A 13707-nucleotide genomic window follows, 5' to 3' on the forward strand; every position below is an offset into this window, starting at 1 on the left:
ATGAACAGTGATATACAAGTAATTTTACAAGAACGTAAAAATTATTTAGTGGAAAAGTTCGGAGTAATTGAAATTGCTGTCTTTGGCTCCTATGCAAGAGGTGAACAAAGAAAAGATAGTGATGTAGATATCATTGTTGATTTTAAAGAGGGTTACAAAACTTTTGATAATTACATGAATTTGAAATTCTACCTTGAAGAACTTTTTGGTAAAAAGGTTGACCTTGTGATTAAATCGGCTATAAATCCACGCATAAAACCTTTCATAATGGAGGAAGCAGTATATGTCTAACAGAATGGAAGAAAATCGCTGGTTTAAGAGATATTCTTATTCATGAGTATTTCGGAATAGATGCTGAAATAATCTGGGAGGTTATCAAAAAGAAGCTGCCGGAACTTGAAAAGGCAGTAAAATTCCTTCTTGAAAAGGAGAGTTAAAAATGTTTTACAAACTTGACGAAGAACATTATGTTGAAAATCCATTCCTCTTTCAGCTTCAAAGGCTTGGATGGAAGATTTACAGACAAAACAAAGATAACCCTGAGGATACAAAAGAAATAATATCGTTCACTTCTTCATTAGAACCTGAATATGGTAAAAGCCAAAAATTCAGAGAAAGTTTTAGAGAAGTAATCCTTGAGGGAGTTTTAAGGGAGTCTTTAAAGAGAATAAACCCATGGATAGAAGATGACCAAATAAGTGAAGTTGTTCGAAAAATTACAACACCACAGACAAACTCTCTTTTAGAGGCAAATAAAGAAATCCACGACTTGCTTTTAGAGAACACCTCAGTTTCTGAAAATAGAAAAACAGGAGAAAAAAGCCCAACTGTTAAGTTTATTGATTTTAAAAATCCGGACAATAATTCATTCATTGCTATATCACAGTTTAAAGTGAATATAACGGGGACTGAAAAACATATTGTTCCCGATATAGTTCTTTTTGTAAATGGTTTGCCTCTTGTGGTGGTTGAATGCAAATCTCCAGCCATTGCTGACCCAATTTCTGAAGCAATTACTCAGCTTATGCGCTATTGTAATAGACGCGGCGCAATTGAGGGAAATGAAAAGCTTTTCTGGTACAATCTATTTGTAGTAGCTACGTCCAATCAGGTTGCGAAGTATGGTACAATAACCTCAGACTACGAGCACTTTGTTGAGTGGAAAGACCCTTATCCTTTTTCACTGTCAGACGTAAATCCAGATGGAAATGTAACAAGCCAGCAAATTTTGATTCATGGTATGCTTTCAAAAGAAAACCTTCTTGATTTGCTTCATACATTTACCATCTTTAAAGAAGATCCAAAGAGCAAAATGATTAAGGTTGTTGCAAGATATCAGCAATTTAGAGCAGTAAAGAAGATGATAAAAAGATTAAAAGAAGGCAAAACACCAAACGAAAGAGGAGGAATTGTTTGGCATACTCAAGGTTCCGGTAAATCTTTGACAATGATGTTTATGGTTCGAGAGCTTTATCACAATCCTGAGTTTGGAAACTACAAAGTTGTTTTTGTCACAGATAGAAAGGACCTTGAAAAACAGTTAAATGAAACATCAAGAAGTGTTGGATTTACAGTTAAGTTAGCAAGAAGCATACAAGAGCTTAAAGAACTTTTAAAAACTGACACACCCGAACTTGTTATGGCTATGGTTCATAAATTTCAAGAGAGGGAATTAAAAGGAGAATTTCCCGTACTTAATACATCACATAACATATTAATAATGATAGATGAAGCACACAGAACCCAATACAAGCTGCTGGGTGCAAATTTAAGAAAAGCTCTTCCAAATGCAACGAAAATAGCATTTACAGGTACACCTATAGAAAAGACAGAGATGACGTTTGGCGACTACATCGACAAGTACAGTATAAAACAGGCAGTTGAAGATGGTGTGACTGTTGAGATTGTATATGAAGGAAGAGTACATAGCGCAGAGCTTTCAGACGAAGAGGCAGCAAATGCAAAGTTTGAAGATGTTTTCAAAGACGCTGATAAAGATACAAAAAGAATGATAATGGGAAGATTTACATGGAGAGCATATCTTGAAGCTGAAGAAGTTATCCGTGACAAAGCAAGAGATATGATAGAGCACTATATAACTCATATATTTCCAAATGGATTTAAAGCTCAAGTTGTTACAGTATCTCGTCTTGCTGCAATAAGATATAAAAAAGCACTTGAAGAGGCTCTCAAAGAAAAGATTTCTGAATTGGAAAAAGAAAATAATTCAAAAATAGATTTAGAAACATTGAAAAAGTTAGAGGTTGGTGTGGTTATTTCAGGAGCTCAGAATGACCCACCTGAGTATCATCCTTATACTGACCCAAATGATCACGAAAGGATAATCAAAAGTTTTAAACTCCCATTTGACAAAGTAGATGAAAATGGTATCAACGGCAATGTTGGTATTTTAGTTGTTCAAAATATGCTAATAACTGGTTTTGATGCACCTGTAGAGCAGGTTATGTATCTTGATAATGTGATTAAAGGACATAACTTGCTGCAAGCTGTTGCAAGGGTGAATAGAGTATACAAAAATAAGTCTTGTGGTTTTGTTATAGATTATGTAGGTGTTTTGAAACATTTAAGAGAAGCACTGGCTATTTACACAGATGAAGATATTGAGGAAATTTCAGAGGTTGTTAAGAACAAAGCTAAGAGCATTGATGAGCTAAAGTATGTTCACAATCTTATTGAAGAGTTTTTCGAAAAATATGGCATCAATGACTGGCACCAGAATGTAGATGAATGCATTGACATTCTTGTTGATGAGCAGGTCAGAAATGAATTTATAGCTATTGTAAGATGGTTTAACCGTTGTATGGACGAGGTTCTTCCTGACCCTGCAGCACTAAAATACCTTACTGACTTGAAAATTCTTGCCTTTATAAAAGAATCTGCTCGAAACAGATACAGAGATAACAAGCTGAGTATAAAAGATGCAAGTAATAAAATAAGAGGAATTTTAGAAGAATATCTGATCTCTCGGGGAATAGATCCCAAAATACCACCTACTCCACTTTTTGAAGACAAATTTCTCGAGAAACTTCACAAAAAATCAAGCAAGGCAAAAGCTCAAGAACTTCAACATGCGATAATTGAGTATATTGATGAACATTGGGAAGAAGACCCAGAACTCTATGAAAGATTTTCTGATAGGTTGAAAAGACTACTTGAAGAATATAAAGAAAATTGGGACGTTTTGTATGATGAGCTTGAAAAATTAAGAGGAGAGATGAAAAAGGGAAGAGAAGTTGAACAAACATTTGGACTTGATCCTAAGAAAGAAATGCCATTCTTTGGTCTGCTCAAAAGTGAAATATTTGGTAAAAAACCTGTCAGTGAACTAACTGATAGCGAGATAGATTTTCTTGTTAACACGACTAAAGATATTATAGAAATAATAAGTAGAGAGGCTCAGAATGTTGATTTTTGGGAAAATGCAGTCAAACAAAAGAGGCTTAAATCTCATATAACTTCACAGTTGCTTAAGAAAATATCATCTTCTACTCTTAAAAATAATGATACTGTAAGTGAAGAGACTGTACCTTATATGGTTAATTCTATAACCGATATTGTATTCGGCAAAAGAAATGAAATAGCTCAAAAATTAATAGAACTTGCTTATCATCACTTCAGGAAGTGAGATTAATGGAAGACATAAAAATTGAAAAGATAATACGCTCGAAAAGAAAGACCATAGCTTTGCAGATAACAGAGAATGCAACGCTAATCGTTAGAGCACCATTTGAGTTAGATGAACAGACTATTTGGAAAGTTATAAATAAACATAAGAAATGGATTTATAAAAATAAAAAAGAGATAGAAGCAAGAGATCCCAAAGCCTTGCCAAAAGAATTTGTCAGCGGAGAGGGATTTTCATACCTTGGCAGGTATTATAAACTGCACATAGTGGAAAACCAAGATGTACCTCTCAAATTCGAAAATGGCTTTTATCTTTCGAAAGATGCTTTGCCAGAAGCAAAAAATGTATTCATAGATTGGTATAAAAAAGCAGCCTATGAGAAGATTCTTGAGAGAGTAAACTGGTGGGCTCAAAAAAGAGGTTTTAAATACAACAAAGTAAATATAACAAATGCCCAGAGAAGATGGGGTTCTTGTTCTGCAAAGGGTAACTTGAACTTTTCTTGGCGGCTTATTATGGCACCGCTGTCTGTAATAGACTATGTTGTTGTCCATGAGCTTGTGCATCTTGAAGAGAAAAATCATGGAAAAAATTTTTGGACAAAAGTAAAACTGCTCATGCCTGATTATAAAAAACATGAGGATTGGTTAAAAAAGAATGGGTATTTACTGAAACTCTAATGAAATTTGTGGAGGGTGGTAAAGTGCAAGAGATATTTAAAAAATATAAAGAAAGGTTGGTTAATTTAAGCGGCAGAAACAGAAGTTTGATGATGAAAAAGATATATAAAAAGCATTCATTTGATTTGTATCTATTAAAGAACTTTCAAGATAAAGATATTTATGCAGGAGGTATTATTTATGAACAATTCTGAATACGAATCTGAATATGAAAAATATAGAAAGAAAGCTGAAGAATATATAAATGATAGAGAAAAAACCAGGAATCTTTTAGATCAAGCTGCGAAAAAGGCTAAAAAACAAGGGCCTTTAGACAAAATATGGGATGATATTCAACTTATGTTTGGATTATTAGGCGATTGGTTAAGTGGAACATATAAAGTTTCAACAGGAACAATCTTAGCTATTTTGGGAGCAGTAATTTATTTTGTTACTCCCATTGACGCTATAGTAGATTTTATTCCTGTTCTTGGTTGGATGGATGATGCAGCTGTATTTACGCTAGTAATAAACCAAATTAGAGCTGAGTTGGATAGGTATAAAGAAAGGAAACGATGAGTTATTCATCTTGGGAAACCTGCTTTTGTCAAGAGTTAGTTGGGGGTGTTACCTATTTAAACGGTAATGCGGTTTTTGGAAAGTTTCAATATTTTTAGTTAACATTATCTTACTAGAAAGAGGAGGAGTTATTTGTGATTGAAACAGACATTTTAGTTATCGGTGGTAGTGCAGGTGGTATACTTACAGCAACCACGGCAAAAAAAATCTATCCAGACAAGAAGGTCGTCATGGTAAGGAAAAATAAAACAGTTATGGTTCCTTGTGGGATTCCTTACATTTTTGGAACCCTCTACGACACATCAAAGAACAGAATCCCAGATGAGATGGTTAAAAGTGCAGGTGTTGAACTGATTATAGACGAGGTCATTAGTATTGACAAATACAGCAAGGTAGCGGTTTTGAAGAGTGGAGAGGAAATCAAATGGGACAAACTTGTTCTCGCAACAGGTTCACTTCCAGTTATTCCAAAATGGCTACCTGGACACGACCTTGAAAATGTCTTCCCAATTATCAAAGATGAAGAATATCTTTCAAACATGCTCAATAAGCTCAAAGAGATTAATGAAGTTGTTATAATTGGTGCAGGTTTTATCGGTGTGGAATTTGCTGAGCAACTTGCACTTGCTGGTAAACACGTAACACTTGTTGAAATAGCCCACAAGATACTTTGGCAAGCGTTCGATGATGAATTTGCAGCAATTGCAGAACAAGACCTTGAAAGCCACGGGGTTATACTAAGATTAGGAACGAAGGTTAAAGCCATTCTTGGAAATGAAAAGGTAGAAGAAGTCGAATTTGAAAGTGGAGAAAGAGTTAAAGCAGAAGCAGTCATACTCTCCATGGGTGTCACGCCAAATACAGAGCTTGCAAAACAGCTTGGACTTGACCTCACAAGAAAAGGTGCCATAGTAGTTGATGAATACATGAGAACAAGTGCTCCTGACATCTTTGCTGTAGGTGATTGTGCACTTAAAAGAGACTTCTTTACCAGTAGACATGTTCCAATACTTCTTGCATCAACTGCAGCTATGGAAGCAAAAATTGCAGCAGCTAACCTGTATGGTATCAAGTTCATAAGAGAAAACAGAGGCACTGTAAGCGCATTCTCTACGAAGATATTTGATAAAACTTATGGAGTTGCTGGTATAATCGAAAGATTTGCCAAAGAAGATGGATTTGATTACGTAATTGGAAAGGCCGTATCTATGGATAGACATCCGGGGTCTTTACCAGGTGCAAAGAAAATCGAAGTTAAACTCATCTTCTCAAGAACATCTGGAGTTCTTATAGGTGCCCAAGTAGTTGGAGGCGATGGTGTTGGAGAAATGATTAATATACTAAGTCTTGCGATCCAAAAAGGTCTGACAGCTAACGAACTCAACACTATGCAAGTTGCAACTCACCCACTCGTGACTGCTTCACCTGTGACTTATCCAATCAATGCAGCAGCACTCGATGCGCTCGTAAAAATCTGCAATAGATAACGTTGGTTGATTACATATCTTAGAAAGCCTTGGGGTTGCACTAAATCCCGAGGCTTTTTTATTTGAAACAGCAAGCATACCTCTCCAGAAATTACTTTCATATCATGCTTCTGAGGAAAGTTTTTAACACAACGATAATGCTCAGAGTACTGAAAATAGATTGCTTTGTTCAACTTTTTGCATTATCATGTTCTCTAACGAAGAAACTAAGTCTTGACTAATTCACTATATGTGATAAAATTATCATGTACGATTTACGAAAAAAGAAAAACCACCAACAAAAGGGAGGAAGAATAATGGACGCAAGAAAATCAGTAAATGACTTTATGAAGACAATGAAAGAGCTTTCGGCATTTGACAAAGGATATGTCGATGCATTTATGAACTTCTTCAAAGAAGCAGAAAAACCAGGAGCATTGAGTGCAAAGCAAAAAGCACTTATTGCGGTTGCAGTTGCTGTATCTGAAAGATGTTCTTACTGCATAGCGGTTCACACAAAAAACGCACTTGATGCAGGTGCAACACGTGAAGAAATTCTCGAAGCTGCTGAAGTGGCAGGTCTCATGGGTGGTGGACCGGCAATAGCGTATATAACGCTTGTATTGGAAGCATTAGATGCGTTTCAAGCGAAATAATACAAGGTTTCATAAAGAACTAGAAAATCTCGGGGAAACCCGGGATTTTTGTTTTTAAAAATTCGTAAAAAAGAGTGGTATAATACGTTTAGGAAATTCTTGAAAAGGAATTTATCGTAACTGGCTGAGCTGACAAAAGTAAGTATAATGAACGCTCTCAACGATAACAACTCAAAAAGAGCAGGTGGGTTAAGCTATCTCGATCTTTGGAAAGGGGGTATGGATATGAAAGGTAAACTTTTTACGGTTGCTTTGCTTGTTCTTTTTTCCTCGCTTTATCTTTTTGCAATTTCTGTGATTGTTCCTGGAAACTCCGACTTTGTCATGTATCTTGACCTGAGTGTACTTGAAAACCAGGATTGGCTTCCTGTCTTTCAAGAAGCGGGGATTCCAACAGTAGTGTCTGTTTATGGAAAACTATCCTTAGGAAATGCGCTGGGGTTTTTAAATCTGGATGAAAGTGCAGAATTTTCACTCAAAAATTTGCTCGGCTTACCTTTAGGAATCGTTCTTCCAGGGAACATCGGTGATAAGAGCCTTGGATACGTACTTAGCTCGCTGTTTGATTCAACTATCGAAGTTCCTAAACTAACGATTAATGAACCTTCCATTATCTTACTTAAAAGCCAAAAACTTTACATCATACGTTCCAAGGATAGTATTTATCTTTGCTTTAATAAAGATATCTCCACCTTCACAAAAGACATGCTTACTGGAAAAATCTCGAGCATACCGCTGTCAACAAAGGACGGTGTTGTAGTTTATTTTAAAACATACAAAAAGTCCCTTATAGGAGAGCTTCTCTACATTACTGGTGATTACATTGGAATTCCGATTTCTGACGAGCTTATCATTACTAAGAAAGATGAAAAATACCGATTTGAAGCGACTATTGTTAAAACATATTCAGACTACGAGAAAAAGCTCGCGCTTGCAAAAAGAGGCATTTTGAGAGACCTATCTTACATCGACAGCGCTAACATTATAATCGCATTCGATACAAGCAACATGGGCGACAGCCCCTTGTTAACTGCAGACCTGGACGTCGATATTCCGGAAGAAATCCAAAAACTGTTTTCTTTCATCGAAATTTTCAGAGCTGTCTCATTCTCCCTAACTATTGACGGATATTTTACATTTTCTGGAATTTACAAGCCAGAGTACGAACAAGATGCAAAACTTACTGCTTCATTCATGAAAAAACTACTCGGAGATCAAGGCTACCAAGTTTCCCTTGAAAACCGCGTTATCAATATCTATCCATCTGAAATCGACAAGTCTTCCTTGAAAAAGATAAATGACAATAGCTACCTTTTGTTTGAATTGAACTACTCAGACGAAGAAGAATCCGCAAAAATCGTCATGAAAGCAGAAGTACTGGACACCGGCAATCTCTTTATATCTGGTGAATTTAACAACTTAGTCTGGTTCTTGAACAAGATAGCCGAGCGAGCTTCGAGAAGAGAGTACGAAGAAGAATGGGATTACGAAGAGGAAGAGTATTACGAAGAATCTGAAGAGGATGCAGAAGAGGGATACGAAGAAGAATATTATGATGAATATGAAGAGGAATACGAAGAAGAGTACACAGATGAGACCTACTACTCTGAACTCGAATACGAATTGGCTGATAAGATAGCTTACATATTTAACACTTGTGCCGACCTCATTAACAACGAGAGACCACAAAATGTTACATTAGGAACTTTGTATGAATACGGTTATATCGATTATATACCCGACGACATCGACGTGAAAAGTGTAGTTATGAACGATGGTACAATTTATGTTATCATCCACACAGACGTTTCTTACTACGATGTTGCACCGGAAAACGTAGTGGATATACTCTATGAAAAAAATGGCATCTATTCAGAGATTATCAACGGAATGATAAGTGTAATCCTCTATGTTGAACCAAGAAGTGAATATGCCGAGTAAAATTTCTGATAGGTGAATAATCAAAGAATTCAGCGCCCTGGGATTCCCAGGGCGTTTCTTCCAACTTTCAATCGAAGTAGTATAATAGTGATGGTGCAATTAAATGAAAATTCTAAATCTTCTGGAGGTTTCAGCATGAAAAATGCGTCAACAACGATTAATATTAGTTCATCAACACTAACAATTCTCTGCAACGACGAACTCAACCCACCGCTCCATTCCGAGCACGGTTTCTCCATACTTATCGAAAAATCCGGTGAACCAACGGTCTTGTTTGACACTGGAACGACTGATGTATTCATTAAGAATGCATTCATTTTTGGCAAAGATCTTTCGAAAGTAGAATACATCGTCATAAGCCATGGCCACTACGATCACGCAGGAGGGCTGAAGTACCTGACTACATTCGGAAAGAAATTCAAAGTCTTCTTAAGGAAAGATGCCTTCCTACCAAAATACAGCGGCGAGAGGTTCACAGGAATAGATTGGGAATCTATAAAGGATGCATTTGAGTTTGTGATTATAAACGAAAAACTTGTCAAAATTACAAACTCAATCTACGCATTTGGACCAGCCTGGATGAAGAATAACTTTGAGGAGCCAGATCCGAATTTTCAGGTTATAAAGAATGGAGAAAAAGTCAGAGACTTTTTTGAAGAAGAGCTGAACCTCGTCATCGATGAAGGTGATGGTATAATCCTAATAACCGGCTGTGCACACAGGGGGATAATAAACATTGTTCAGGATGCTATTGAACTGTTTGGCAAGAAAGTCAGACTTCTAATCGGTGGCTTCCATCTGTACAAATCACCAAGAGAAAAGATTCAAATGGTTGTTTCTATCCTCAGACAACTCTCCATTGAACAAATAATCCCACTCCACTGCAGCGGGGAATTGATTAGGGAGATTTTGTTATAATCGTTCGAAATTCTTAACCACACCTCTTTAGCTCAAAAGTTTGAAGGCTATTAAATAGAAGCCTACAATTAGTGATGTCGAGACGTACATACGTACATTGATATTCAAATTACTCATCCATCAGCAGCTTCTAAAAAACTTTGTCAGGTGGGGAAAATTAGGTGTATAATAAAATAATAGCAAAATGTTTGTTAACAATTTATGTTCAGCAAGTGGCTAAGGGGGAGAATTGTTGGGAAACATAACTTTACACCAACATCAAATAGAAGCTATTGATGCCTGGTTTGCTAATAATTGCAGAGGAATAATATCGATGGCAACTGGTACAGGAAAAACATTTACCGCAATTGGAGCTTTGGAGCGTTTAATCCAAGATCAGCAAAAACATGTAATATTTATCTCAGCACCATATGCTCATTTAGTTAACCAGTGGCAGAGTTCAATTAAAAAGTACGGTCTTCACGTTGACGTCGTGTTAGAGTGCCACTCAAAAGCTGCCAAATGGCATGAAAAAGCTGAAAATGCGTTAAGGAAACTTCGAATAGGTATCTTTAAAAGATTGATCTTCCTATCAACTCACAACACGTTAGTTGGTGAAAAAGTGAATCAACTGATCAGCTCATTGCCTTCAAACTCAGAAATTAATCTCACGATTGTTGCCGATGAAGTTCACGGGATTGGTTCTGAAATGAGAAGAGAAAATCTCTCAGACGCATTCAATTATAGATTAGGGCTCAGCGCTACACCCAAGCGAATGTATGATGAGATTGGAAACAGATTTTTGCGCTATTTCTTTGGTGATGTGATTTATGAATTTTCTTTGTGCAAGGCCGTGAACAATATAAATCCTGACACTCAAAGAACGTACCTAACACCGTACTATTATTATCCAATTCCGTGTTATTTAACTGATGATGAAATGAGAAAATACCGAATTCTGACAGAAAAAATAGTGAAAAGGGTTCGAAATTTGGACAACATTACTTATGCCGACCTTGAAGACGACCCAGAGATCAGAAAACTACTATTTCAACGAAGCAAGATCTTGAAGACCTCAAGCTCGAAGTACTCAGCGCTAAAATATATCCTAAACGAAATCAAAAGTAATGGAAATGTGGAGAGGACAATAGTCTTTTGTGACGAAAAGCTTATTGACAGGGTAATGGAAATTTTACAAGATGAAGGTGTAATAGCCCAGAAGTTTGTTCAAGAGCTCTCATATGCTGAAAGGAAACATATTTTAAAACTTTTTGAATCAGGGTTGATTGAGGTGCTCGTAGGGATAAAAATGTTAGACGAAGGTGTCGATGTTCCAGGCGTTGATAAAGCAATAATACTTTCAAGTTCTACAAATCCACGAGAATACATCCAAAGACTGGGACGTGTATTAAGAATTTCTCCTGCAAAAGATTATGCATATGTGTATGATGTTATTGTACTTCCAAAGCTTACAGGTTTTGAAGATAACCGTGTTTATAAGCGCATCTTAGAAGTTGAGTTTTCAAGAGTTGAAATCATGGCTCAGTGCGCTGAAAATTTGTATGAAGCAATTCAGGTGGTTAACAATATTGAAAGGGGGTACATAGTATGAGTACCTCGAAAATTTCCGAGTTTCTTTATGATATATTAGTAGATGAGGCATCTCAACACTTTGGAAATGATAGTGAAATTGTAGCCAACTTCATACTTGAACTCCTGAGTTATTACCTTAGTGAGGCAAGATTTTCAGAGAGCAATGAGCGAAAATTGTTGGAAAAAGTCAGGGAAAAGATAAGCAGATTTGTTGAGAATGAGTTAGTTTAACCCTTTACTGAAGCTGGATTTAACTTCTCATATATAAAGGGGATGTAGTTTATGCGCCTTGAGAGTGTTGAAATTACTAACTATCGTCAGTATGTTGAGGGAAGGTTTCTTTTTACAAAAAATGATAGCCAAATTGGAGATTTACACGTTATCGTTGGAAAAATGGGGTCGGGCAAGACGACATTCCTTGAAGCCGTAAACTGGGGGCTTTTTGGTGAAGAACTCTTCTCATCCAGACGTCCTTACCCTCCTGATACGACGTCAGAAATTCCGAGTTCAATAGGAAAATATCAACAATCCTCAGCAAGCATTTTGTCAAAAGTGCGTTTAGTATCTGATGGTGAATATAGGACCACAGTAAAGTTGCTTTTCAGAGATTCATATGAGACATTCAGGGTCATTCGAAGCTACAAATACTCGGTTTCTGATGGTCGCGTAAGTCCAAGCTTGGATGGGCTGACACTTAGTGTCCATGTCAATGATTCTATTTCAATTGCAGACAAAGAATTAGAAATAGAGAAGCGCTTTCCAAAAGCGTTACGTGAACACTTTTTCTTTGATGGTGAAAGTCTGGATGTTTACCTTAAGGAAGTCAGAGGCATGCATATTAAACCTACAGTTGAAAAGTTCTCAAAAATAGCAGATATTGAAGCTTTTCTAAATTTTCTTGGAAACGTGCGGACGAAGTTAATTTATAAAGACCTACGAGATAAAGAGAAAAATAATAGGCTTATAGAGCAGCTTTCAAAACAGATAGAGGAAACTGAGAGAACTCTCAAATCACTTCGTGAAAGACTTGAACAAGCAAAACAACAAGAAGCTCAGATAAACGATGACCTTAGAGAAATATACCAAAAGCTGGAAGCCCTCAGAAACTATGAGAAGTATAAGTCTGAATTCGAAGATCTTGTAAAAGAAGAAACGAAAAAGCGTGACGAATTGAGTGAACTACTCAGAGTTAAAGCACAACTACTCTTAGATCTTGGTTGTTATGTCTTTGGCTGGAATGCTATCGACGAAGCGTACAATATGAGAAGTACAAGTACCATATCCATACCTATCATGTTGCCAAAAAGTGAAATTGAGAAGATGTTATCTGAAAAAACCTGCGCCATTTGTGGCAGCCGGCTTCATGAGCATGTCCTTGAACAACTCAAGGCACTTTTAAATTCAGACCATGTTGTTATTACGGAAGATTATCACAGAGTCCTGAAGAAAAACATTAGGAACAACATGCTCCAGGTAAGGAGAACAAATGATAGAATAGGAACACTCGAAAAAGAAATAGCAGATATACAGAAGCGTATAGAAGAACTTGGAAAACTTCTTCCTGAAGATATATCTAACAAAATAGAGTACTACCATAAAGAAAGGGAACGTTTAGAAAGTTTTAAGTCAGACATACAACGAAAAATATTTGACCTTGAGAACAACATAAAGGAGACTGTAAGCAGTCTTAACAAGTACAAGGAAGAGCTCGATAAGAACCTTACTGAAAACGAACGATTGGATTCTATCAAAAAACAGCTCGATTTTGTCCAAAAAGTGGAAGATATTATCCAAAAGAGCGTTGAGAGGGTTCGTAAACGCATATGTACGGAGATTACGAAACATATGAGAGAATTTATTAACCGAGTAATGTGGAAAAAAGAACTTATAGAAAACATTTCACTATCAGAAAACTTCGATCTTACGGTCACGGACAAATTTGGCCAAGTTCAAATTAAAGAGCTTTCCGGAGGCGAACGTTCCATTTTAACTTTGGCTCTTGCTTTAGCAATACATCAAGTAGCAGGTGTTGAGCTTCCCATCTTTATAGATAGACCCCTGACTAACATTTCAGGAGAAGCATATTATGAACTCATACATCTTCTCTCAAAACTTTCCGAAGAAAGACAAATCATTATCACAATGACTGACCAGGAATACAACAGCTTAGAGAAAGAACTTATGAACTATTCATCAACTATTCATTATCTCGAACCACAAAACAGAGGAAGTTATTACGTGACAAATGTTATAAAAATAAAGTAAGGAGC

13 protein-coding genes are annotated in these 13707 nt (G+C 36.5%); all 13 read left to right on the plus strand.

Features of this window, described 5'->3' with window-relative positions; genetic code table 11:
* The 13 genes from NA23_RS03160 to NA23_RS03220 all read left to right on the plus strand — a co-directional run bounded on the left by NA23_RS03160 (position 1) and on the right by NA23_RS03220 (position 13702).
* Positions 1 to 291: a nucleotidyltransferase family protein gene (locus NA23_RS03160; RefSeq protein WP_033191134.1), complete on the plus strand. Its 291-nt coding sequence runs from the start codon at positions 1 to 3 to the stop codon at positions 289 to 291.
* Positions 282 to 437 (plus strand): HepT-like ribonuclease domain-containing protein, encoded by a 156-nt coding sequence (locus tag NA23_RS10605; RefSeq protein ID WP_275060696.1) that lies wholly within the window; start codon positions 282 to 284, stop codon positions 435 to 437. Before NA23_RS03160 ends, NA23_RS10605 begins: the two co-directional genes overlap by 10 nt.
* Positions 438 to 439: 2 nt before the next feature.
* Positions 440 to 3646 carry a type I restriction endonuclease subunit R gene (locus NA23_RS03170; protein ID WP_033191133.1) on the plus strand — a complete coding sequence of 1069 codons (3207 nt, stop codon included), beginning with the start codon at positions 440 to 442 and terminating at the stop codon, positions 3644 to 3646.
* Between the two features lie 5 nt (positions 3647 to 3651).
* Entirely contained in the window at positions 3652 to 4326 is a 675-nt protein-coding gene (locus NA23_RS03175; protein WP_033191132.1) for a M48 family metallopeptidase, read from the plus strand.
* Between the two features lie 23 nt (positions 4327 to 4349).
* Entirely contained in the window at positions 4350 to 4520 is a 171-nt protein-coding gene (locus NA23_RS03180; protein ID WP_155804085.1) for a hypothetical protein, read from the plus strand.
* Positions 4507 to 4884 (plus strand): YkvA family protein, encoded by a 378-nt coding sequence (locus NA23_RS03185; protein ID WP_033191131.1) that lies wholly within the window; start codon positions 4507 to 4509, stop codon positions 4882 to 4884. The genes NA23_RS03180 and NA23_RS03185 overlap by 14 nt, the downstream gene beginning before the upstream one ends.
* A gap of 134 nt (positions 4885 to 5018) precedes the next feature.
* On the plus strand, positions 5019 to 6371 hold the full coding sequence (locus NA23_RS03190; RefSeq protein ID WP_084384026.1) for an FAD-dependent oxidoreductase: 1353 nt from the start codon (positions 5019 to 5021) through the stop codon (positions 6369 to 6371).
* 296 nt (positions 6372 to 6667) lie between these two features.
* A complete protein-coding gene (locus tag NA23_RS03195; protein ID WP_033191130.1) occupies positions 6668 to 7006 on the plus strand; it encodes a carboxymuconolactone decarboxylase family protein in 339 nt (112 codons plus the stop codon).
* Positions 7007 to 7231: 225 nt separating this feature from the next.
* Positions 7232 to 8947: a hypothetical protein gene (locus NA23_RS03200; protein ID WP_062946214.1), complete on the plus strand. Its 1716-nt coding sequence runs from the start codon at positions 7232 to 7234 to the stop codon at positions 8945 to 8947.
* Between the two features lie 135 nt (positions 8948 to 9082).
* Entirely contained in the window at positions 9083 to 9865 is a 783-nt protein-coding gene (locus NA23_RS03205; RefSeq protein WP_052107066.1) for an MBL fold metallo-hydrolase, read from the plus strand.
* A 232-nt stretch (positions 9866 to 10097) separates the two neighbouring features.
* A complete protein-coding gene (locus NA23_RS03210; RefSeq protein ID WP_052107065.1) occupies positions 10098 to 11456 on the plus strand; it encodes a DEAD/DEAH box helicase in 1359 nt (452 codons plus the stop codon).
* On the plus strand, positions 11453 to 11668 hold the full coding sequence (locus tag NA23_RS03215) for a hypothetical protein (protein WP_033191128.1): 216 nt from the start codon (positions 11453 to 11455) through the stop codon (positions 11666 to 11668). The genes NA23_RS03210 and NA23_RS03215 overlap by 4 nt, the downstream gene beginning before the upstream one ends.
* 51 nt (positions 11669 to 11719) lie before the next feature.
* Positions 11720 to 13702, plus strand: a complete 1983-nt coding sequence (locus NA23_RS03220; RefSeq protein WP_033191127.1) for an AAA family ATPase — start codon at positions 11720 to 11722, stop codon at positions 13700 to 13702.
* Positions 13703 to 13707 lie beyond the last annotated feature (5 nt).

It is taken from the genome of Fervidobacterium islandicum (genome assembly GCF_000767275.3).
GTDB classification, from domain to species: Bacteria; Thermotogota; Thermotogae; order Thermotogales; family Fervidobacteriaceae; genus Fervidobacterium; species Fervidobacterium islandicum.